This window comes from Lentzea alba (assembly GCF_047445655.1).
Lineage (GTDB): Bacteria > Actinomycetota > Actinomycetes > Mycobacteriales > Pseudonocardiaceae > Lentzea > Lentzea alba_A.
The window spans coordinates 24,292-44,512 of record NZ_JAJAEG010000019.1; the positions used below are offsets into that span (position 1 = coordinate 24,292).

Consider the following 20,221-nt stretch of genomic DNA (forward strand, 5'->3'; position numbering starts at 1 on the left):
TGCGCTGATCCTTCGTTCTCGCCAAGATGTGGGCCGTGAAACCGCATCACTGGCCGCTCGTCGCTCTCGGCGTCTCGGCCGTCATCGCGATCACCACCGTGATCGTCGTGGGCAGCAAGTCGCCCGCGGTCAACATGCCAATCCTCTTCGGCTTTCCGTTCGTCGTGACGTACCTGGTGCACCTGGTGTCGAAGCGCGCCCCGAACAAGGTGCTGTTCGAGCTGCGCACCGACTTCAAGGGCCGGTTCGTCGACACGATCGAGGTCACCGACAGCGGCCTGGAGATCATCGCGGGCACCCCGCACAAGACCCCCGTCCTGACGTACGGGTTCGGCGATCTCATCGGCATCGGCACCAGGCAGGCGGTCAGCGGCGAGGCACCGTGGATCACGCTGCACGACGGTCGCGCCCTTCCCGTTCCGCAGGGTGACGTGGTGGTGCTGCGGACCACCACGGGTGATCAGGTGCTGCCGGTCGAGAACCCGCAGCGGTTCGTCTCCCTGGTGCGGTCACGGGTGCCGAACCTGTCCGACGCGCCGACGGCCGCTGTCCTCACCGCCGACAACGACTCCGAGGCCGGTGAGGCACCACGGCCCATCGGCACGCCCACCACGCCCGCGGACGGACCCGCGGTTTCACTCACCGGGCCTTCGCTCGCGGTGCGCTGGCTGGTGGGCGCGACCCTCGCGCTGACCGGAACCGTTGTGCTGCCCGAGATCGCGCTGCTCACCACCCCCGACGTCCCGCGGCTCATGCTCGCGGCACCGCTCGTCGCGGGCGTGGTGTGGGTGCTGAACCGGAACGTGCCCTGGCTCTGGGGCCGGTTGGCGCTCCTCTCGGTGCCGATCAGCGTGTTCTGGTTGGCCGGCAGCCGCGAATTCGTCTGGGTGGCCGTCCTGCTGGTGCTGTGCCCGACGCTGGGACGCCTCGGCGGGCGGATGTTCCTGCTGGGCTCCGGCCTCGGCCGTGAGGTTCAGGTACGGGTGCCTCTACGCGGCGGCGAGTCGCTGTTCGTGGAGCGGGACCGCCTGGTGTTCCGCACGGCGCCAGACGGCAAGGTCTTCGACCAGGCGATGTGGCTCGGCGACATCACGCTGGTACAGCCGGGCACCTCGCCGCATCCGGAGCTGTGGCCGATGCCCGGTGGTGGCCTCAAGATGCTCGTCGGCAACGCTCCGACGCTGCGTCTGGTGGCGGGACCCCAGCAGTGGCTCATGCCGGTGACGCAGGCCGGTGAGCTCGCGGAGCTGATCCGCTCGCGCCGGGGGACACCGGTACCGCTCACCCAGATGTCGATCGACGAATGGCGCGACCTGCGCCACTGGGCCAGGCGGCGGGCGACCGGGATCGCCGCGACCTCGCTCACGACCACCGCCATCGGATGGCGACTGCTCGCCGCGGCCATCACCGGCAGCTTCGCCTGGATGTTCATCCTCGTCGCCGGCAGGGGCGTCAACGTGTGGATCGGCGTCGCGACCACGGTGCTGCTGACGGCGTTGCTGCTGGCCGACTGGTGGCGGGTGCGCGGGCGGATGCGACTCGCTGAGCACCACATGTTGCCGCCGGGCAGCCGGAACTGGGGCGAGACCCGTCCGGATCACACCCCGATCCACGGCTGGCAACCCTGGCGCTGAGCCCTACTTCCTGGGCGGCGGGTCGGGCAGGTCGAGGTGCCCGACCATCCGCGGCGGGTTCGCCGAGGACTTCACCTGGTAGTCGCTGTCGGTCGGGTCGTTGACGTTGTTCGGCCCGATCTCGCCGGCGGTGTTCTTCGCCCCCTCGACCCACCGGTTGCCCGTGTACGGATTGTCCTTCGGATCGGTCCCGGTGTCGGCGCGCACGACGGACCCGTCCGGGGTCTGATAGGCGTGTCCCTGCGTGTTCGCCCCTGCGGTGTACTGGCCGTCCTGTGACGTCCCCGTCTTCCAGGTCTCGGCGAGGCCCTCCTGCCTTCCCTGCATGCCGCCGACCGCGCCGCCGACGCCGCCGGAGACACCACCGGACAGGATCGCCGAGCCGAAGTCCTTCGCCTCGACCTTGCCGTGCGCGAGGTTGGTCAGCACGTTTCCACCGGCACCGGCGACGGCACCTTCCACCGCACCACGTCCGGCAGCCGCCACGAAGGTCTTCGACGCGTTGCCGAGCACGGCGCTGCCGGTACCGACCAGTCCACCCGCGATGCCGCCCGCCACGCCCGCGATACCCGCGTCGAGCGTCTTGCCGGCGTCCCACGACGTCCGTTCGCTGAAGACCGCCTGCAGGCCCTGGATCGCGAGGTCGGTGCCGACGTTCATCGCCAGGTTGATGGCGATCTGCTTGATCAGCTGCTGGAAGATCAACTGCACGGAGAACCGGGTCGCCGCCTGCGCGATCGGGATGCCCGCCGTCGACGCGCCGAACGAGGCCACCGCCGAGGCGATCATCGCGGCGATCTGCGCCGCGAGGATGATCAGGGCGGCGATGATGCTGAGCTTCGTGTACTCGATGCCCAGCGCCGCCTTGTCGCAGCCCGCGGCGAGGTCGGTGCAGATCTGCTTGAGGTTGACCAGGTAGGCGTCGCCCTCGGTGTACTTCTTCCAGTACTCCTCGAACTTCTCCGCGGTCTGCCCGCTCATGCAGCCCAGCGCGGCCTTCGACGCGTTGTTGCCGTCGCCGAGCACCCCTTCGACCGCGCTCGCGGCCGCGTTCCACGCGTCCCGCATGGCCCACAGCTTGGTCTCGTCACCCTCCGGCCAGTCCGCGCCCACCACGATCGGCGTGAGCCACTGGACGGCGCCAGGAATCTCGATGCCCATGACTCACTTGCCTCCCAACGACTTCTTGCCGCTCTCGTCGACGGCCTCCCAGGTGTCGGCCGAGGCGTCCAGTCCTTTGCGGATCGAGTGGATGCCCTCGGTGAGCGCGGGGAACGCCTGCCGCGCCTGGTCCGCGATCGGCACGTACGACTTCTGGAACTCCTTGCCCGCGTCGTCGCCGCCCCAGCAGCCGTTGTTGGCATCCAGCACACCGCGCAACGTCTCCCAGGCGGTCTGCAGCTTGTCGCCCGCCGCCGAGAACTTCGGCGACTGCGAGCGCAGTGCCGTGGGGTCGACCTCGAAGCCGGTCACCACTGACCCCCTCGACGGTCCATGAAGGACTCCGGCGGCTCTTCGTCGTCATGCCGCAGCGGCTCGCCCGGAGACTGCGGCTGCGACTGCGGGACGGGCGGCGGGGTCGGGATGAGGTCCTTGAGCGATGGCATGCCGGGGAACAGATCCGGCAGGTCCGGGATGCCCTCCTGGTAGTGCGCGAGCACGGCGTCGGCCTGCTCCCGCGCGTTGAGGGCGGCCTTCTGGATCGTCGCCACGACGCTCTGCCCCAGCTTCTCCGGGGTGCTGCGTTCGAACGCGGCCGGCGCGAACGCGACGCCGGTGACGATGCCACCGGCGTTCACCGTGACCTCGACCAGGCCGTCCTGCGAGGTCGCGCGGCCGGTCTTGGACATCGCCTCGGCCTGAGCCTCTTTCAGCTGGGCGGTCTGCCGTTCGAGGTTCGCCAGCATCGTGTCCACCTGGCCGCGCAACGCCGCGTTGCGTGCTTCAAGCTCCGGGTTGCTCATGCGTAGACCACACCGGATTAGCCCGATCGGCGCAACCTAGGATGCGCCCGACCAGCTCTGCAGCATCCGGAACGCGATCGACGCACCACCGGCGAGCCCGAGCCCCGGGACACTCCCCGGCTCCTCGATCGCCCGGCGGACGTCGGCCCGCGAGACCCACTTGGCCTCGGCGATCTCGCCCTCAGCCAGCATCAACGGCTCCGCGGGATCCGCCACGGCCTCGAACCCGATCATCAACGACCGGGGGAACGGCCAGGGCTGCGACCCGAGGTACCGGATGTCCCGGACGGCGACCCCGACCTCCTCGAAGATCTCGCGCGCCACGCAGGCCTCCAGCGACTCACCGGACTCCACGAACCCGGCCAGCACCGAGAACCGGCCCTCCGGCCACTCCGGACCGCGGGCGACGAGCACCTGGTCCGCGCCGTCGTGCACCAGGCAGATCACCGCGGCGTCCGTGCGCGGGTACTCCTCGCGCCCGCAGCCGGAACACACGCTGACCCAGCCGGACTTCTCCAGCACCACCGGAGCACCGCACCTGGCGCAGAACTTCCCGAGCCGGTGCCACTGGAACAGCGCCGCCGCGGTCGTGAACAACCCGGCGGACATGTCGTCCAAAGTGGCCCCGGCCTGCCTCAGGTCGAGCCACATCGGCTCGTCCGTCAGCACCGGCGGCGCCCAGGCCCGTGCGATCGGCACGGGCTCGTACTCCTCAGCGGGCACGGGCACAGCGAAGTACGCCACCCCGTCCTGCTCACCCAGCAGGACGGAGCCCAGCGGCGGCTCGTCACCGAACTCCACCGCGGGCCGGTCGACGACGCGAGTGCCGCGCTCGGCCACGAGCGTGCGGCCGCGCGTGTCGACCACGATCATCCGAGCCTTGGGCCACAGCGCGGCGATCCGGTCCGAATCGCCGCGCAACGGCTCGCACCGATCGATCGCAAACCGCGAGAGCGCGGGAAGGCCGACCAGGTCGAAACTCACTTGAACGCAACCCCGCCCAACGCGGACAACTTCGGCTTGAGCTGCTCGGCGTCACCGACGAGCACGCCGGTGAAGTTGCCGGGAGCGAAGAACTCCAGCGCCGCCGCGGCCACCTGCTCGACCGTGACGGTCTGCAGGCGCTGCGGGTGCGCCACCAGCCAGTCGATGCCCAGCCCGAGCCCGACGAGGTTCACCAGGAACGACGCCAGTCCGGACTGCGACGACGTGGTGGTCAGCAGCGTGCCGATCGCGTACCGGCGCGCGACGTCCACTTCGGACTCCGACGGCGGCACCAGGCCCAGGCGCGCCAGCTCGTAGCGGGTCTCCAGCAGCGCCGCCGCCGTGACCTCGGAAGCCGTGTCCGCGTCGACCAGCAGCGTGGCGCCGTGGATGGTGAACTCGGGGTGCGAACGGGCGCTGTAGGTGTAGCCCTTGTCCTCACGGATGTTCTCGACCAGACGCGACGAGAAGAACCCGCCGTAGACCAGGTTCGCGAGCTGCAGCGCCGGGTAGCGCTCGTCCGTGCGCGGGATCGCCTGCGCGGCAAGGCGGATCTGCGACTGCACGGCACCGGGGCGGTGCACCAGCAGCACGTCGCCACCGGAGACAGCGGGCAGCGGCGGCAGCTGAACGGCCTCGCCGTCGCCCTCCCACGCGCCCAGCGCCTCGCCGACCTGCGCGACGGCCTCGGCCGGCTCGACGTCGCCGACGATGACGAAGACCGAGCCGCGCGGCAGCAAAGCCTTGCCGTGCAACGCGACCACGTCGTCGCGGGTGACGGCGGCGACCTCGTCGGCCTCCGGCATCTCCTTGGCGTACGGGTGGTCGCCGTACAGGACCTTCTGCAACGCCTCACGCGCGATGACGTTCGGCTGCGAGCGGGCGAGCGTGATGCGCTCGACCAGGCGGCCGCGCTCGCGCTCCAGCTCGTCGGCCGGGTAGGACGCGCCGGTCAGCACGTCGCGCAGCACGTCCAGCACGGTGGCGAGGCCCGTCGCCAGCGCGTTGCCGGTGAAGCTCAGCCGCTCCGGGTCGACCACGGAGTCGAGCTCGCCGCCGACCAGCGCCAGCTCGGTGTCGATCTGCACGCGGGAACGGGACGCGGTGCCGGTCAGCACGGTGTTCGCGAGGAGCTCCGCCACCGCGGAGTGCTGCGAGCCGGTGCTGGAGGCGGCCGGGTCCGCGAACGGAACCCGCAGCCGCACCTCGACCATCGGCACGGTGGCGCGGCGGACCGCGATCACGCGCAGGCCGTTCGGCAGCACCGTGTCCACAGTGGACAGGTCGGCGGCCGCCTTCTGCGAGCCCAGCTCCGGCAACGGGCGCGGGCCAACGGCGGTGCGTCCGATCTCCTCGGCGGAACGGTGGGTCTTGGCCGAGGTCACTGGGCTCCTCCGGTGGGCTTGACGAGAAGAAGGGCGCGGGCGTCAGGGCGCAGCGCCTTGGCCGCGGCGGACACCTCGTCGACGGTCACCGAGGCGATCCGCTCGGGCAGTTCGTAGATCAGCTCGGCGCGGCCGAACAGCAGCTCCGCGGAGCCGAGGCCCAGCGTGCGGTTCGTGAGCCGGTCGTGTTCCTTGTGCATGGTCGACGCCCAGCGGGCGGTGACCTTCGCGAGCTCCTCCTGCGACGGCGGCTCCTGCGCGAGCTTCTGCAGTTCCTCGTCGATCGCCGCGACGACCTGGTCGGCGGAGACCTCGGCGGTGTGGATCGCGGTGATGCTGAACGTGTCCGGGTCGCGGGCCTCCAGCGGCCCGAACAGGCCGCAGCCGGCGTTCAGGTCGATCACGATGCCCTCGCGGTGCACCAGGCGCTGCTGCAGGCGCGAGCTGTCGCCGTCCGTCAGCACCCCGGCGAGCACCAGGTACGCGAGGTAGCCGTCGATGTCGGTGACCGGGTCCGGCACGCGGTAGCCGATCGCGATCGCGGGCAGCGGGGCCAGCGCGTCGCCGTGCTCCTGCCGCACCTCGCCCTGCGGGGCGGGCTCCGCGAACGACGGGCGCTCCGGCCGCGGTCGCGCGGGCACGTCACCGAAGTGCTTCTCCACCAACGCCTTCGCGGTCTCGACGTCGAGGTCGCCGGCCACCGTCAGCACCGCGTTCGCCGGGCTGTAGTAGGTGTCGAAGAACTCCGCGCAGTTGTCGACCGTGGCGCTCTCCAGGTCGACGAAGTCGCCGTACCCGTTGTGCGCGTTGGCGAACGTCTTGAACAGCACCGCGGGCAGGAGGATCCAGGGGAACCCGCCGTACGGGCGGTTCAGCACGTTGAGCCGGATCTCCTCCTTCACCACGTCGATCTGGTTGCGGAGGTTCTCCTCGGTGAGCTTCGGCGCGCGCATGCGGTCCGCCTCGAGGAACAGCGCCCGCTCCAGCGCCGCGCTCGGCAGCACCTGGTAGTAGTCCGTGTAGTCCGGGTGCGTGGACCCGTTGAACGTGCCACCCGACGACTGCACGTGTCGGAAGTGCGCCAGCTTCTCCAGGCTCTCGCTGCCCTGGAACATCAAATGCTCGAAGAGGTGCGCGAAACCGGTGCGCCCCTCCGGCTCGGAGCGGAAGCCGACGTCGTAGTGCACGCTGACGCCGACGACCGGTGCGCTGGCGTCGGGGGCGAGCACCACCCGCAGGCCGTTGGGCAACGTGAACCTGTGCAGTTCGGGTGAGGCCATGCCCGTCAGCCTACGGGTTCTACGTCCGGAGGGATCGAAGGTGGCCCGCCTGGGCGAGCACGCCGTCGAGCGCACCGAGGAACGCCGGGAAGCTGCGCCGGAAGTCCGACGCATTGCCGTACCAGTAGAGGTCCTGCTGACCGAACGTGGTGAGCCAGCGCTCGGTCTCGCCGAGCACCACCGCGTACGGCAGCGAGCGGGAGAAGACCAGCTCGCGGTCGGCCTCGGGCACGTCGTCCGGCGTCACTCCGTGAAGGTATCCGCGCAGGCCACGGACGTGTTCGAGCAACTCACTGCCGCGTTTGGTGCGAGCCGGCATCGACCGCGCACCGAACGCGAGAGCCACTCCACCGACGGCGACGGCGAGGCCGAACAGCGCGTTGCCGATGGTCAGCGCGAGCACGACCGTGGCCGCCACGCCCAGCACCGCGATCACGATTCCGACCCACCAGAACAGGCTGCGCTCGGCGTCCGGGCGGCGCACGAACCAGCGCTTCTCCACGACGTCCGCGTAGAGCTGTTCGCGCACGGCGGACAGTTCGATCCGGCGGCCACGCAGTTCCGACACCGTCACGGCGTCGGCGCCCTGCGGCAGAAGTGCTTCGTAAACGGCCTTCTCATAACCGGACAGCGAGCTGTCGGCCGGGTTGCGGCGCACGATCTGCCAGTCGTGGCTGAAACCATTCTCTTGGCCTACCTCAGCGATCCAGAGGTAGTTGCGGACGGCGAGGTCGATCACCGTGGCGGTCACGTCGACGACGTCCACGTGCTCGTCGACGACCGTGCCGACCTGGCCGGGCAGCACGCCGTCGGGCGAGGCGAACGCGACCCTGTTGTTCTGGTCGCGCACGAGCACTGAGACCGCGCCGACCTCACTGGCGAGCGCCGCCGCGTCCCGTCCGCGCAGGTACCAGAGCAGGGCGACACCGCCGAGCAGCAACAACAACAGCCCGCCGAGCGCGGCGCCGCTGACCGGGGTCAGCGCGAACGCGGCGGCCAGACCGGACTGCTCGACCACGACCGCGTTCGGCGGCACGACACCGGCCGACAGTCCGATCGCGACATCCACGCGTTCACCGGCGCCGAGCTTGATCTCCTGCGCACGCACGCCCTTGCCGTCCGCGAGATCCGCGCTGGTGCACGGCTGCGAGGAACCGACAGGGCCGGCGAGGCAGTTGACCGACGTCGGCGAGTCGGGTGCGGAGAACGTGACGGCGACCTTGTCGAGCTCGGTGTCCCAGCCACCCGCGGCCTGCCAGCGGACCTCCAGCGCGTCACCGACCGGGGCGACCGCGCCGACGACCGTGTAGGTCAGCGTGGCCTGGCCGCCCTCGAACTTGACGGTGAACTGGTCATCGCTGACGTTCGCGCTGCCCTTGCCCTCGACGCGCGCGTCGGTGACCCGGTACTGGCGCTCGAGATCGTTGCCGACCGCGAGTCGCAAGGGGACGGTCCGGTTGACGGTCTTGCCGTCCGGCACGTGCACGGTCTCGGTGACGGAGAGCTTGGAGTCGCGCTCCAGCTTCATCCGCACCTCGGTGCTGACGGTCCCCGGAAGCGGCTGCGCGAGCGCGCCAACAGCCGAGATGGACGTCAGCGCGGCCGCGGCGAAGATCGCCACTCCCCAGTTCTTCAACACGGCTGCGGACAATAGCGGAGTCCTCATATGCTCCGGCGGACTTTCGAACAGACGCCATCTGGGGGATTTTCGGCGATGACGCAACCACCGCCACCGGGCAACTGGCCACCGCCACGCCCGGTGGGCCCACCACCCGTGCCCGCGCCACCGCCGTACGGGCCGCCGATGCCTCCTCGCCCTGTTCACGGCCCACCACCCGGCATGCGTCCGCCGATGGGTCCGCCTCCCCCTTACGCACGGCCGCCCATGCCACCGCCGCGGCCCGTGATGCCGCCACCGCAACCGACCTGGGGCCACCACCCGCAGCCCGGGTTCGCGCCGTATCCCGTGATGCCGCCGCGCCGCAAGAACAACACCGGCCCGATCGTGGCGCTGGTGCTGGGCGGCGTCGTGATCCTCGGCCTCGGCGCGATCGGTGTCTTCGCGGCAGCGTTGAACAGCAAGGTGAAGGACGCGGGTTACTCGAACTACACGACGTACAGCCCGACCTACGCCTACACAACGACCATCGAGACGACGACCACGACCACCACGACGACCGCTTCGACGCGCACGTCGTCGACACGGACGTCGAACACGCCAACGGCAGACGCCTCCCCGAAGGCCGTCTACAAGCTCGCCGACCACCCGATCTTCTCGGCGGGCATCGGCGCGTACGACTTCGCCTCGTGCCCGCTGCCGGCGATGGACTACTCGCCCGCGGGTGAGGACCGCTTCCTGCAGGCGGCGCTCCCGTGCATCGAGAAGGCGTGGCAGCCGACGTTCAAGAAGGCCAACCTGCCGTACCAGCCGGTCGAGCTGCAGACGCACACCGGAACCGTGAAGACGCCGTGCGGTGAGCACACGACCGACGAGACCGCGGTGTTCTGCCGTGGCGTCATCTACTGGCCGGCGGGGTTCTACGCGAACACGAACAACGCCCTGGCCCGGCACCCCGGCGTGTACCTCGGCCAGCTCAGCCACGAGTACGGCCACCACGTCCAATGGCTGTCCGGCCTGCTGCGCGCCGCCGACCAGGCCCAGTACGACGCGGGCGGCTGGGACACCCCGAAGGGCCTCGAACTCAACCGCAGGCTGGAACTCCAGGCCACCTGCTTCGGCGGCATGACGCTCGCACCGTTCTCGCGCAACAACGTCATCCCGATGGACGTAGTGAACACCGGTCTGAGCGACGCGAGCCAACGCGGCGACTACAACCGCACGCCAGACCACGGCAGTGCACAGAACAACGCCCGTTGGGTGATGCACGGCCACAAGCAGAACCAGATGAACGCCTGCAACACCTGGGCCGCAAGCTCAGCCGACGTCTCGTGAACCGAACCCCCGTCCGATGCGTCCCATGAACGTGGACGGGACACGTTAGCCCGGTCGGGGGACGCGCGAAGACTGTCCGCATATGCTCGTACCCGACCCAGGATCACCAATGGGGGGACCTCAGGCGATGACGCAACCACCGCCGCCGGGCAATTGGCCGCCACCGCGCCCGGTCGGCCCGCCGCCGATGCCCGCACCCCTGGGGCAGCGTCCTCCCCAAGGCCCCCCGCCTCCCTACGGCATGCCGCCACAGGGCCCGCCCATGGGCCCACCGCCGCACCAGTACGGCCCGCCACCACCTCCACCGGGCCAGGTCATGCCGCCCCCGCAGCCGTCGTGGGGCAACTACCAGCCGGGCTACGGCCAGTACCCCACGATGCCGCCGCGCAAGAAGAACAACGGCCCGGTCTTGGCACTGATCCTCGGCGGCGTGGTGATCCTCGGCCTGGGCGCCGTGGGCGTGTTCGCAGCGACCATGAACAACAAGGTCAAGGACGCGGGCTACTCGAACTACACGACCTACAGCCCGACCCTCGACTTCTCGACGACGACCACCGAGCCCACGACGACCACCACAACCCCGTCGCGCCCCTCGGCCTCCCGTCCCCCGTCGACCCAGGCGACCCCGGCGGCCCCCAAAGCCGTCTACACGCTGGCCGACCACCCGTTCCTGAAGGCGAACTTCGGCGCGAACACGATCTCCGGTTGCGCCCTGCCAGGCATGGACTACTCCCCATCGGGCCAGGACCGCTTCCTGCGAGCAGCACTCCCGTGCATCGAGAGCATGTGGAAGCCCGCCCTGCAGGCCGCAAACCTCCCGTACCAGCCCGTTGAGCTGCACATCGTCACCGACACGATGCAGTACCCGTGCGGCACGGTCCGCCCGGACTCGACCGCGCGCTACTGCCAGGGCGGCATCTACTGGACGGCGAACGCCTACGCCGCCGAACGCAACCCGAACAACCCGAACCACCCCGGCAAGTACCTCGGCCAGCTGGCCCACGAGTACGGCCACCACATCCAATGGCTCACCGGAATGCTGAAAGCCTCGGACCGCGCGCAGTACGACGCGGGCGGGTGGGATACTCCGAAGGGCCTCGACCTGAACCGCCGGATGGAGCTGCAGGCAACCTGCTTCGGCGGCATGACGTTGGCCCCGTTGTCGCACGGCGCAGTACCGATGGACGTGATCCGAGTGGGCCTGTCAGACGCAGGCAACCGCGGTGACTACGACATCTACCCAACAAAAGACCACGGCACACCGCAGAACAACGCGAGCTGGGTAGACCGCGGCTACCGGACGAACAAGGCGTCCGAGTGCAACACCTGGGCCGCCGACGCGGGCTCGGTTTCCTAACCCGAAGGGGGCGACGTTGACCCAACCGGCCAAGAACAACCCGGTCATGCTCGCGGGCGTGTTCGTGCTGGTAGTCGCGTTCGTCCTCGGAATCGGTCAACTGAGCCGCCCGAGAGTCATCACAGGCCACGCCCTGGCAGGCTCCCGCCCGGCCACGGCCCCCTCAACGGAACCCTCGACCCCGGTCCGCCCTCGAGCCGTCTACCGCCTGGCAGACCACCCACTGCTGATCACGTCGGCCTCGCTCCCCCCGGTGACCTGCCAACTCCCGGCCTTCGGCGTAACGGACCAACAGCTGGCCGCCTACTACGCAGCCGGCGTCGCCTGCCTGGACACAGCCTGGGGTCCTCTACTAACAGCAGCGAACCTGCCGTTCGAAAAGCCAACCCTGGACGCGTCCCCCACCCTCAAAGACGGCCCGTGCGGCGCAGCCCCGGAATCCGACCACGCAGTCGCCTACTACTGCGGCCGCAACCGCACGATCTACATGCCGACCGCCCGCCTACGCGACAACGGCGGCGGCGACGCCCCAGCAACCCACCTGGCCACCCTCTCCCACGAGTACGGCCACCACGTACAGGCCCTGACAGGCCTACTGCGCGCCGCCGACCTGAAAATCACCGACGCAGGCGAGAAAACCCCAGCGGGCCTGGAAATGTCCCGCCGCATCGAGCTACAAGCCAACTGCTTCGCAGGCATGTTCCTCACGAGCGCCTCCGGCAAGGGCTCAGTCTCCTCAGGCCTGGCCCGCCAGGCCCAGGAAGACTTCCAGTACGCCATCGAGGAAAAGCCCGAGAACAACGCCCACGGCTCAGCCGCGAACCAGGCCCAATGGGCAGCCACCGGCTTCAAGCAGAACTCAACCACCGCCTGCAACACCTTCGCGGCCCCAGCCCAGCAAGTCGCCTAACGACCTCAGAAGAGGCTCGCGCGCTCATCCACAACCCGATCCGGCTCCCCGAGGAACACCCCCGGATCCGCAACCGAGCCATAGGCAACGTTCACAGTCAGCAACTCGTAGCTCCACCGCCCGGTGCATGAACACGCCACAAACCGCTGGTTGATCTGCCACCGCACCCACTCCCCAGCACCAATCCGCACAGCCGTAGGCCGCCGCCCCCGCCGAGGCATGCCGCGAGGGTTGTCGTTGACGAGAACGCGAAGCCGCCCACCCTCCTCACGCAACGACACGTCACTCAGCCCAACCTCAGCCCGAACCGGCAAGGAGCGCGGCTCAAAGCCGTCCTCCTCCCGAACCAGCACCTCATGCACGCCAGCCCCGGTGTGAACCAGGGGAAACGCAACAGGCACAGCATTCCGCCGAGCAGCCTCAACCCCACCACGAGACTGCTTGGTCCAAGAGGTCCGAACAAGCTGCACAACAACGTCCACAAGCAGATAAAAGCAAACCCCGCAGAGCACAGCGACCCTTTATGCGATGGCGAAGACGAGCCGCTATGCGAAGACGAGCCGCCCTGAGCAACAGGCGTGCCATCTACCCGCGTGTGGCGCTGGCCGGTCTTTGATCAAATTGGCGGAGTCCGGGGCCGCCCCAAGGCCCCGGCAAAGTCGCTCGGCCGTTCCTGGCCTGGGTACAGCGGGCGGCGACTCGATCAAGAGCCGCAAACGAGCCGCGGGTTGTCTATGAACGGAACCTTCATCCACGTCAGGTCGATGAAGGTTCCGTTCATAGACAACGCGCGGTGCGTGGATGCGCTCTCATCGGGCATTTCGGGCGAGCGGGACGACTTTGCCGGAACCCTGCGGGGCCGTCCCAGAAAGCAACCGCCGGACAAGCACGCAACGCAACCACCTACGGGCAACAAACCGGCGCCCGCCAACGCAACCGGGGGACGACCTACGCAACCGGCGCGCTACGCAACCGGCGCAACAGGCAAAACAACCCGAAAAACAGCCCCACCCTCCGACGGCTCACAAGTCAATTCCCCACCATGAGCCCGAACAACCCCTCGAGCAATGGCCAACCCCAACCCAGACCCCCCAGACCGCCGATCCCGAGCATCATCCAACCGAACCAACCGATCAAATATCCGCTCCCGCTCCCCTTCAGGCACCCCAGGCCCATCATCAGAAACGGTAAACCCAGTCAAATCCACCCGAATCCGAACCCGCCCCGCCGCCCCAGCAGCCTGCCGAGCATTATCCACCAAATTAGCCAACACCTGGGCCAACCTCTGCCCATCCCCCACAACAACAACCCCAGAAACACCCTCGACAGCAATATCAAAATCAGGAGCAACAAACCGAGTACGAGCAACCTCGGCCTCAGCCAGCCCCATCAAATCCACAGCTTCCCGCTGCATCTCATACCCAGCATCCAACTGAGCCAACGCCAGCAAATCATCAACCAGCCGCCCCGCCCGGCGAGCTTCCCGCACCAGCAAGAACGACATCTGATCACGATCAGGCGAATCAACAGGCGCAGAAACCAAGGCCTCAGCCACAGCCTGAACCCCAGTAATCGGCGTACGCAACTCATGAGCAGCATCAGCAACAAACCGCCGAGTACGCTGCTCAGACCCCTCCAACGAGTCCAACATCCCGTCAAAAGCAGCAGCAGTACGCCCCAACTCCGTATCCGTCCGAGACGGATTCAACCGCCCCCCACGATGCCCAGCAGCAATGGCTTGAGCCAACGAAGTCATGGCGTCCAACGGCGCCAACGCCCGCCGAACCACCCAAATCATCAACACCCCGGTGACCGCAATGGCCCCCAGCCCCAACATCACCAACAACTTCCGCAGCCGCCCCTGAGCCTGAGAAATAGCCTCAGTGTCAGCGTAAAACACAAACTTGTTCCCACCGATGTTGCGGAACTTGCGCTGCAACGGCCCCTCATCCGGTGCCTTGCCGAACGTCCGCCCATTGGGAAGCTCAACAGTCACATGAACGTTCCGCTTGGAAAGCTGATCCACAACCTCCCGAGGCGGCACCCCACGCCCCATCAGCATCAACGCCCGAGCCTCAGTCTGCGACAACACCCCGTCGACATCCCGAGATGACTGCCCGGCAAACGTCCGGTCCACCGAGATGACCAGCGCCACCATCACCACGAACAACACCAGCATCACGGAAGCAGCAACCCGCCGCCGCAACGAAACCGTGCGAAGGTTCATTCTTCAGCCCGCAACACATACCCCAGCCCACGCACGGTGTGCACCAACCGAGGCCCGTGCTCCTCCAACTTCCGCCGAACAGCAGAAACATGCACCTCAACGAGGTTGGGGTCGTAGTCCTCATATCCCCAAACCGCAGTCAGAATCTGCGTCTTGGACACCACACGCCCCCGCTGAGCAGCCAAGTACACCAACAACCGCAGCTCAGTGGCAGTCAACTCGATCGCCTGATCGGCCCGCATCACCACACCGGCATCGGCATCCACCACCAGGTCCCCGACCTGCACAGTGGAAGGCGTGCGCCCAAGCCGCCGCAACACCGCAGACACCCGAGCCACCAGCTCAGCCAGCACGAACGGCTTCCCGACGTAGTCGTCGGCCCCGCCAGACAGCCCGCGCAACCGATCCGGCACCCCGTCCCGAGCGGTCAGCATGACCACGCCGGCACCGGACGACCGCCGAATCACCTCAAGCAGCTGAAACCCGTCACGACCGGGCAGCATCACGTCGAGCACGACCAGATCGGGCCGGAACCGGCCGAGATCGGCCTCCAGTTGCCGCCCGTCCAGCCGGTGCTGCACGTCGTAGCCGGACTCGCGCAACGCGGACGACACCGCGGCGCCGATCGCCTCGGCGTCCTCGATCACCAACACCCTGGCGGACACCTCCCCATTCTGCTGATCATCCGGACTTCGGGCGACTCGCCTTCAGCTCAGATTCAGAAAGCGCGCGCACGCTACAACCCATGTCGAAGAAATCAGCGTGGGCCGGCGCCCTCGTCGCGGCCGCCGGGCTCACCGTCGGCGGCATCGCGGTCGCGACGGCGGCCGACAACCCCGACGGGCCGCCCGCGGCGTTCGCGGAACGCCACCCCGGAGGCCCCGGCAAGCCCGGCCGCCCGGACAAGGCGAAGCTCAAGGACAGCACCCTGGTCGTCGGCCGCGTGAAGACCGTGGAGACCGGCAAGCTCACGATCACCAAGGACGACGGCAGCGAGGTGTCGCTGACCACCGACAGCTCGACGAAGCTGCGCGGCGGCGACCTCGCCGGACTCAAAGCCGACCAGCGCGTCACCGTCCGCGTGAAGGACGGCAAGGCGCTGAACGTGGCGCTGGCCAAGGCGCACGAGCGGGGCACGATCAAGGACGTCAACGGCAACAACGCCACGTTGATCCAGGTCGACGGCCTGCAGACGCCGCTGGACCTGTCCGCCGTCACCGAGAAGCCGAAGAACGGCGACCTCGTGGCGGTGACCGGGACCGTGACCGACGGCAAGACCATCAAGGTCGACCAGCTGCGTCAGCTGCCGAAGTAACTACGCCGGCTGCCGAAGTAAACCTGGGCTCCACGCGGGCCGCCGCGTCTGCGAACATCGCAGTGTGGCGGTTCCGCGAAGCCCGGACAGATGGGTGTTCATCCTGCTGGTCTTCGGGCTGGTCGGGATCGGTGTCGCCGTCGCGCTCCTGGTGCCGTTGAAGGTCTTGGGCGCCGAACAACCGATAAGACCCGTCTCCGCGACCGTCGTCGAGACCGGCTCGTGCGGTCAGGGCATGGACACCGTCGAGTGGGATGCCAACGGCGAGAAGAAGCAGGCCAAGCTCGACGGCTGCGGCCACCGCAAGGGCGAGACCGTCGACATCGTGCTGACGGGCACGGACATGGTGCAGTCCGCCGCCTCACAGCCGGTCGGACCACCGATCGCGAGCCGCCTCACCGCGCTGCTGCTCAGCCTGGCAGCAGGGGCGGGCGGCTTCTACGCGTTCCTCTTCCGCTACGCGCCACTACGCGCGCCCGCGGTCCTGCCTACTCCCCGGCAGGGGTCACCTTCTTGACGTAGAGCAGCCGGTCGCCCGGCTCGATCGCGTCCGCCTCCGGAGCGTCCACCCGGAACAACGTCCCGGCCCGCACCACGCCGAGCACGATGTCGGCCAGGTGCCGCGGCGACCCGCCGATCTCGCTCGCCTCGACGTCGCGCTCGGCGATCGCCAGGCCCGCGTCGGGCGTGAGCAGGTCCTCCACCATCGCGACCACGGACGGCGTCGCCGTGGCCATGCCCAGCAGCCGGCCGGCCGTTTCCGACGACACGACCACCGAGTCGGCACCGGACTGCTTGAGCAGGTGCTCGTTCTCCCGCTCCCGCACCGACGCCACGATCTGCGCCTTCGGGGCGAGCTCGCGGGCGGTCAACGTCACCAGCACGGCCGTGTCGTCGCGGTTCGGGGCAACGACGATCGCGCGCGCTCGGGCCGCACCGGCGACCCTCAGCACGTCGTTGCGAGTACCAGACCCATGCACGGTCACGAGCCCGATGGCGGACGCGGCGTCGAGCGACTCCTGCACGGTGTCCACGACGACGATCGAGCCGGGCTCGACACCGTCGCCGAGCAGCGCCGCGACCGCGGAACGCCCCTTCGTGCCGTAGCCGACGACCACGACGTGGTCACGCACGATCCGCCTCCACTTTTGAATGCGCAACGCCTGCCGGGAGCGCTCGGTGAGAACTTCGAGTGTCGTGCCGACCAGCACGATCAGGAACAGGACCCGCAACGGCGTGATGACCAGAACGTTGATCAGCCGCGCTGACGACGACGCCGGCGTGATGTCGCCGTAGCCGGTCGTCGAGAGAGACACCGTCGCGTAGTAGAACGAGTCGAGCAGCGAGACGCCGTCCTCGTTGACGTCGCGGTAGCCGTCCCGGTCGAGGTAGACGATCAGCACTGCGAGCAGCAGCGCCGCCATCGCGCCGACCACGCGTTTCATGATCGCGCGGACCGGGCTCTGCGCCTGGTCCGGCATCCTGATCACGCCGACGAGCGAGTGCGACGCTTCGTCAGACAGGGTCATCGAGTCAACCTCTCCGGAAGCATCCGCCACAGGTGAGCAGCCGCCTCCGCACCCTTGAGGAGCAACGGCACGACCACGCGCTCGTTCGGCGCGTGCACGCGATCATCCGGCAAGGTCGCGCCGAGGTAGACGAGGGGCACCCCGAGCCACGCCTGCAGCACCGCCGCGGGCCCGGATCCACCGGCCCGCGCGAACCGGACGGGCTGCTCGAACGCCAGCTCCATCGCCTCTTTCACGGTCGCGTTGGCCGGGTCGTCCGGGCTGATCGCGTACGGCGGCGCCCCGGTGCCGCGGAAGCCGACCTCCGCTTTTATCCCTGGCGGCGTGTGCTTGGCGACGAACTCCCTGAGCTGGTCCGCGACCTTCTCCGGCAGCTGGTCGGGCACGAGCCGGAAGCTGATCTTCGCGGTCGCGCTCGCCGGGATGATCGTCTTCAGGCCGGGCCCGGTGTACCCGCTGCTCATGCCGTTGATCTCGGCGGTCGGCCGGACCCAGATCCGTTCGAGCGTCGTGTAGCCGGGTTCCCCGTGGAGCTGCTGAGCGCCGCCTCCGTTGTGCGCCAACCACTTCTGCTCGTCGAACGGCAGCTCGGCGTAGTCCTTGCGCTCCTGTGTGGACGGTTCCTTCACGTCGTCGTAGAAGCCTTCGAGCTGAATCCGGCCCTCGTCGTCGTGCAGCGCGGCGATGAGTTTCGCGAGGGCCGTCGCCGGGTTCGGGATCGCGCCGCCGGCCCGCCCGGAATGGACGTCGTCCGTACCGCCGAAGAACGTGATCTCGCCGCCGAGAACACCGCGCTGGCCCGTGTTGACCGTAGGCGCCTCCCGTTCGTGAAGTGCCGTATCCGTGAACACGACGAGATCGCAGTCGAGATCGTTTTTGTGATCGTCGAGGAGCTTTCGCAGGTGCGGTGAACCCGATTCCTCCTCGCCTTCGATGAAGAGTTTCAGCGTGACACTCGGCGCATTCTGTCCGGTTGCGGACAGATGTGCCCTGACCGCGAGCAAGTGCATCAGAACCTGCCCCTTGTCGTCGCTCGCGCCACGGCCGTGCAACTCATCGCCGCTGATCACGGGCTCGAAGGGCGGGTGGTGCCAGCGTTCGACCGGATCGACGGGCTGAACGTCGTGGTGACCGTAAACAAGTACGGTCGGCGCCTCCGGATCTTCGGCCGGCCAGCAGGCGTAGACAGCGGGAAGCGCCGGCCCGTGATCCCAGATCTCGATCTCCGGCCAGCCGTCCTCGCGCAGTCTCGACGCCAGCCATTCGGCGGATCTCCGCACGTCAACGTGATGCGCGGGATCAACGCCGATCGAGGGGATCTTGATCCACTCGACGAGTCCGGCTGTGAAGGATTCGGTCAGCGCGGCAACAGCGGCGCGTTCGGGATGATGAGAATCACCTGCCACGCTCGTGGAGAATAGGCCAGCCCGATCTCGCCTACGCGGCGTAGGCATGACAGGGTGACGGCATGGAACCGAACCGTTCCCGAGCGCGGTCGGCGCTGGCGCTCGCCGCACTGCTAGGCCTGGCAGGAGCCACCCACTTCACCAGGCCGAAGTACTACGACGCGATCGTCCCGCGCGCCCTGCCCGGCACCCTGAGGCAGTGGACTTACGCGTCCGGAGTCGCCGAGCTGGCCCTCGCCACGGCGGTCGCCGCTCCCCGCACACGCCGGCTGGCCAGTTTCGCCGCCGCCGCGTTCTTCGTCGCGGTGTTCCCGGCAAACGTGAAAATGGCTCTGGATTTCCGCTCCAAGTCGCCGAAGGCGCGTGCCCTGGCGTATGGTCGCCTGCCACTGCAGATCCCACTCGTCGCATGGGCCTGGAAAGTGGCCAAAGCTTCCCCATGACCACCCTGGGTAATCCTTAACCAAGTATCCCGCAAACGCTGTCATTTTTCGCGCGAGGAACTCTAGGATGCGCCCTGTGCAAACGCTTCTTCAACGCGCCGCAACCGCGCTGGGCTGGGACGGAGTCGTCGTTCCCGACGTCGCCGTGCTCGGTCAGCAGGTGTCCGCGGTGGTGCGTTTGCTGCCTGAGGTCCACGAGTGGCGCACCGAGAACGGCTGGCCTCCTCGCGCCGACCCGTCGTGGTTCCGCTCCTGGTTCGAGCCCGCAGCCCACGACCGCCTGCCCGTCGCGGCCGTCGAGCTCGTCGGCGTGCTGGTCAGCGAGTCGACCACGGACCGCGCCCTGCAGTCCTGCGGCACCCTGCTGACGCTGGCGCCGTGTGCGGTGATGCTCCCCCGCTCCGACGAGTCGCAGGCCTGGTCCTACATCGAGCTCGACTACTACGGCATCGGCGTGGTCGTGGCCGACGAGTCGTCCGCCGATCTGATGGTGCCGCCGGAGGACCGCTCACCGGAGTTCGGGCCGTCGCTCTTCGGCCGGTGGCTGCTCGAGGTGCTGTACGAGCGCGTGCTGAAGGTCTCGCACGCGCCCGCCGAAACCAGCCAGCAGAGCTGAGCGCCGGCCGAGCCGAGTCGAGCACCGGCCGAGCCGACCTGAACGGAGCGCCCGCCGAAACCAGCCAGCAGAGCTGAGCACCGGCCGAACCGCGTCGAGCGCCGCCTGACCTGAACGGAACGCCCGCCGATCAGAGCGCCGCCTGAGCTGGGCGCTGACCGAGCAGAGCACCGCCCGATCTGACCCGACAACAGCTTCGCCTAGACCTTCGCCGAGGT

Annotated in this window: 19 protein-coding genes; 8 read left to right on the forward strand and 11 right to left on the reverse strand. The window is 68.5% G+C overall.

The window, feature by feature from the left end; genetic code table 11:
• Positions 1-35 precede the first annotated feature (35 nt).
• Positions 36-1,634 (forward strand): hypothetical protein, encoded by a 1,599-nt coding sequence (locus LFM09_RS29325; RefSeq protein WP_414099804.1) that lies wholly within the window; start codon positions 36-38, stop codon positions 1,632-1,634.
• Positions 1,635-1,637: 3 nt separating this feature from the next.
• On the opposite strand, the gene LFM09_RS29330 is transcribed toward LFM09_RS29325, so the two are convergent.
• From LFM09_RS29330 to LFM09_RS29360, 7 genes are read right to left on the reverse strand one after another with little or no spacing between them, the layout of a single operon-like run.
• On the reverse strand, positions 1,638-2,795 hold the full coding sequence (locus tag LFM09_RS29330) for a hypothetical protein (RefSeq protein WP_414099805.1): 1,158 nt from the start codon (positions 2,793-2,795) through the stop codon (positions 1,638-1,640).
• A 3-nt stretch (positions 2,796-2,798) separates the two neighbouring features.
• Complete coding sequence (locus LFM09_RS29335) at positions 2,799-3,107, reverse strand: WXG100 family type VII secretion target (protein WP_414099806.1); 309 nt, start codon at positions 3,105-3,107, stop codon at positions 2,799-2,801.
• Positions 3,104-3,598, reverse strand: a complete 495-nt coding sequence (locus tag LFM09_RS29340; protein WP_414099807.1) for a YbaB/EbfC family nucleoid-associated protein — start codon at positions 3,596-3,598, stop codon at positions 3,104-3,106. Before LFM09_RS29340 ends, LFM09_RS29335 begins: the two co-directional genes overlap by 4 nt.
• 36 nt (positions 3,599-3,634) lie before the next feature.
• Positions 3,635-4,582, reverse strand: coding sequence for an NAD(+) diphosphatase (nudC, locus tag LFM09_RS29345; protein WP_414099809.1), 948 nt, complete (start codon positions 4,580-4,582; stop codon positions 3,635-3,637).
• On the reverse strand, positions 4,579-5,967 hold the full coding sequence (locus tag LFM09_RS29350; RefSeq protein WP_414099810.1) for a M16 family metallopeptidase: 1,389 nt from the start codon (positions 5,965-5,967) through the stop codon (positions 4,579-4,581). Before LFM09_RS29350 ends, nudC begins: the two co-directional genes overlap by 4 nt.
• On the reverse strand, positions 5,964-7,247 hold the full coding sequence (locus LFM09_RS29355) for a M16 family metallopeptidase (protein WP_414099811.1): 1,284 nt from the start codon (positions 7,245-7,247) through the stop codon (positions 5,964-5,966). The genes LFM09_RS29350 and LFM09_RS29355 overlap by 4 nt, the downstream gene beginning before the upstream one ends.
• Before the next feature lie 19 nt (positions 7,248-7,266).
• Entirely contained in the window at positions 7,267-8,886 is a 1,620-nt protein-coding gene (locus LFM09_RS29360) for a DUF2207 domain-containing protein (RefSeq protein WP_414099812.1), read from the reverse strand.
• A gap of 246 nt (positions 8,887-9,132) precedes the next feature.
• Here LFM09_RS29360 and LFM09_RS29365 point away from each other — a divergent pair, with 246 nt between their 5' ends.
• From LFM09_RS29365 to LFM09_RS29375, 3 genes are all read left to right on the forward strand, one after another.
• Positions 9,133-10,200: a neutral zinc metallopeptidase gene (locus tag LFM09_RS29365; protein WP_414099813.1), complete on the forward strand. Its 1,068-nt coding sequence runs from the start codon at positions 9,133-9,135 to the stop codon at positions 10,198-10,200.
• A 262-nt stretch (positions 10,201-10,462) separates the two neighbouring features.
• The gene (locus tag LFM09_RS29370) at positions 10,463-11,557 is read left to right on the forward strand and encodes a neutral zinc metallopeptidase (protein ID WP_414099814.1); all 1,095 of its coding nucleotides are present in this window, start codon (positions 10,463-10,465) and stop codon (positions 11,555-11,557) included.
• A gap of 16 nt (positions 11,558-11,573) precedes the next feature.
• Positions 11,574-12,467 (forward strand): neutral zinc metallopeptidase, encoded by an 894-nt coding sequence (locus LFM09_RS29375; RefSeq protein WP_414099815.1) that lies wholly within the window; start codon positions 11,574-11,576, stop codon positions 12,465-12,467.
• 964 nt (positions 12,468-13,431) lie between these two features.
• On the opposite strand, the gene LFM09_RS29380 is transcribed toward LFM09_RS29375, so the two are convergent.
• Together LFM09_RS29380 and LFM09_RS29385 are read right to left on the reverse strand one after the other, a co-directional pair.
• On the reverse strand, positions 13,432-14,694 hold the full coding sequence (locus LFM09_RS29380; RefSeq protein WP_414099816.1) for a sensor histidine kinase: 1,263 nt from the start codon (positions 14,692-14,694) through the stop codon (positions 13,432-13,434).
• Complete coding sequence (locus tag LFM09_RS29385) at positions 14,691-15,359, reverse strand: response regulator transcription factor (protein ID WP_414099817.1); 669 nt, start codon at positions 15,357-15,359, stop codon at positions 14,691-14,693. The genes LFM09_RS29380 and LFM09_RS29385 overlap by 4 nt, the downstream gene beginning before the upstream one ends.
• An 80-nt stretch (positions 15,360-15,439) precedes the next feature.
• On the opposite strand from LFM09_RS29385, the gene LFM09_RS29390 reads away from it, so the two are divergent.
• Entirely contained in the window at positions 15,440-16,009 is a 570-nt protein-coding gene (locus tag LFM09_RS29390; protein WP_414099818.1) for a hypothetical protein, read from the forward strand.
• Between the two features lie 64 nt (positions 16,010-16,073).
• Positions 16,074-16,526 (forward strand): hypothetical protein, encoded by a 453-nt coding sequence (locus LFM09_RS29395; RefSeq protein ID WP_414099819.1) that lies wholly within the window; start codon positions 16,074-16,076, stop codon positions 16,524-16,526.
• Here LFM09_RS29395 and LFM09_RS29400 read toward each other — a convergent pair.
• Positions 16,498-17,538 (reverse strand): potassium channel family protein, encoded by a 1,041-nt coding sequence (locus LFM09_RS29400; RefSeq protein WP_414099820.1) that lies wholly within the window; start codon positions 17,536-17,538, stop codon positions 16,498-16,500. The two genes, LFM09_RS29395 and LFM09_RS29400, sit on opposite strands and share 29 nt — an antisense overlap.
• Entirely contained in the window at positions 17,535-18,944 is a 1,410-nt protein-coding gene (locus tag LFM09_RS29405) for a M20/M25/M40 family metallo-hydrolase (RefSeq protein WP_414099821.1), read from the reverse strand. The genes LFM09_RS29400 and LFM09_RS29405 overlap by 4 nt, the downstream gene beginning before the upstream one ends.
• 62 nt (positions 18,945-19,006) lie before the next feature.
• On the opposite strand from LFM09_RS29405, the gene LFM09_RS29410 reads away from it, so the two are divergent.
• Both LFM09_RS29410 and LFM09_RS29415 read left to right on the forward strand, forming a co-directional pair.
• Positions 19,007-19,387 (forward strand): hypothetical protein, encoded by a 381-nt coding sequence (locus tag LFM09_RS29410; RefSeq protein WP_414099822.1) that lies wholly within the window; start codon positions 19,007-19,009, stop codon positions 19,385-19,387.
• A 76-nt stretch (positions 19,388-19,463) separates the two neighbouring features.
• Entirely contained in the window at positions 19,464-20,003 is a 540-nt protein-coding gene (locus tag LFM09_RS29415) for a hypothetical protein (RefSeq protein WP_414099823.1), read from the forward strand.
• The last annotated feature ends 218 nt before the right edge of the window (positions 20,004-20,221 follow it).

Coding starts and splice junctions, on each gene's coding strand:
- LFM09_RS29330 (WP_414099805.1), bottom strand. CDS start 2,795: ATGGGCATCGAGATTCCTGGCGCCGTCCAGTGGCTCACGCCGATCGTG.
- LFM09_RS29340 (WP_414099807.1), bottom strand. CDS start 3,598: ATGAGCAACCCGGAGCTTGAAGCACGCAACGCGGCGTTGCGCGGCCAG.
- LFM09_RS29355 (WP_414099811.1), bottom strand. CDS start 7,247: ATGGCCTCACCCGAACTGCACAGGTTCACGTTGCCCAACGGCCTGCGG.
- LFM09_RS29365 (WP_414099813.1), top strand. CDS start 9,133: ATGCCACCGCCGCGGCCCGTGATGCCGCCACCGCAACCGACCTGGGGC.
- LFM09_RS29370 (WP_414099814.1), top strand. CDS start 10,463: ATGGGCCCACCGCCGCACCAGTACGGCCCGCCACCACCTCCACCGGGC.
- LFM09_RS29380 (WP_414099816.1), bottom strand. CDS start 14,694: ATGAACCTTCGCACGGTTTCGTTGCGGCGGCGGGTTGCTGCTTCCGTG.
- LFM09_RS29390 (WP_414099818.1), top strand. CDS start 15,440: ATGTCGAAGAAATCAGCGTGGGCCGGCGCCCTCGTCGCGGCCGCCGGG.
- LFM09_RS29400 (WP_414099820.1), bottom strand. CDS start 17,538: ATGACCCTGTCTGACGAAGCGTCGCACTCGCTCGTCGGCGTGATCAGG.
- LFM09_RS29410 (WP_414099822.1), top strand. CDS start 19,007: ATGGAACCGAACCGTTCCCGAGCGCGGTCGGCGCTGGCGCTCGCCGCA.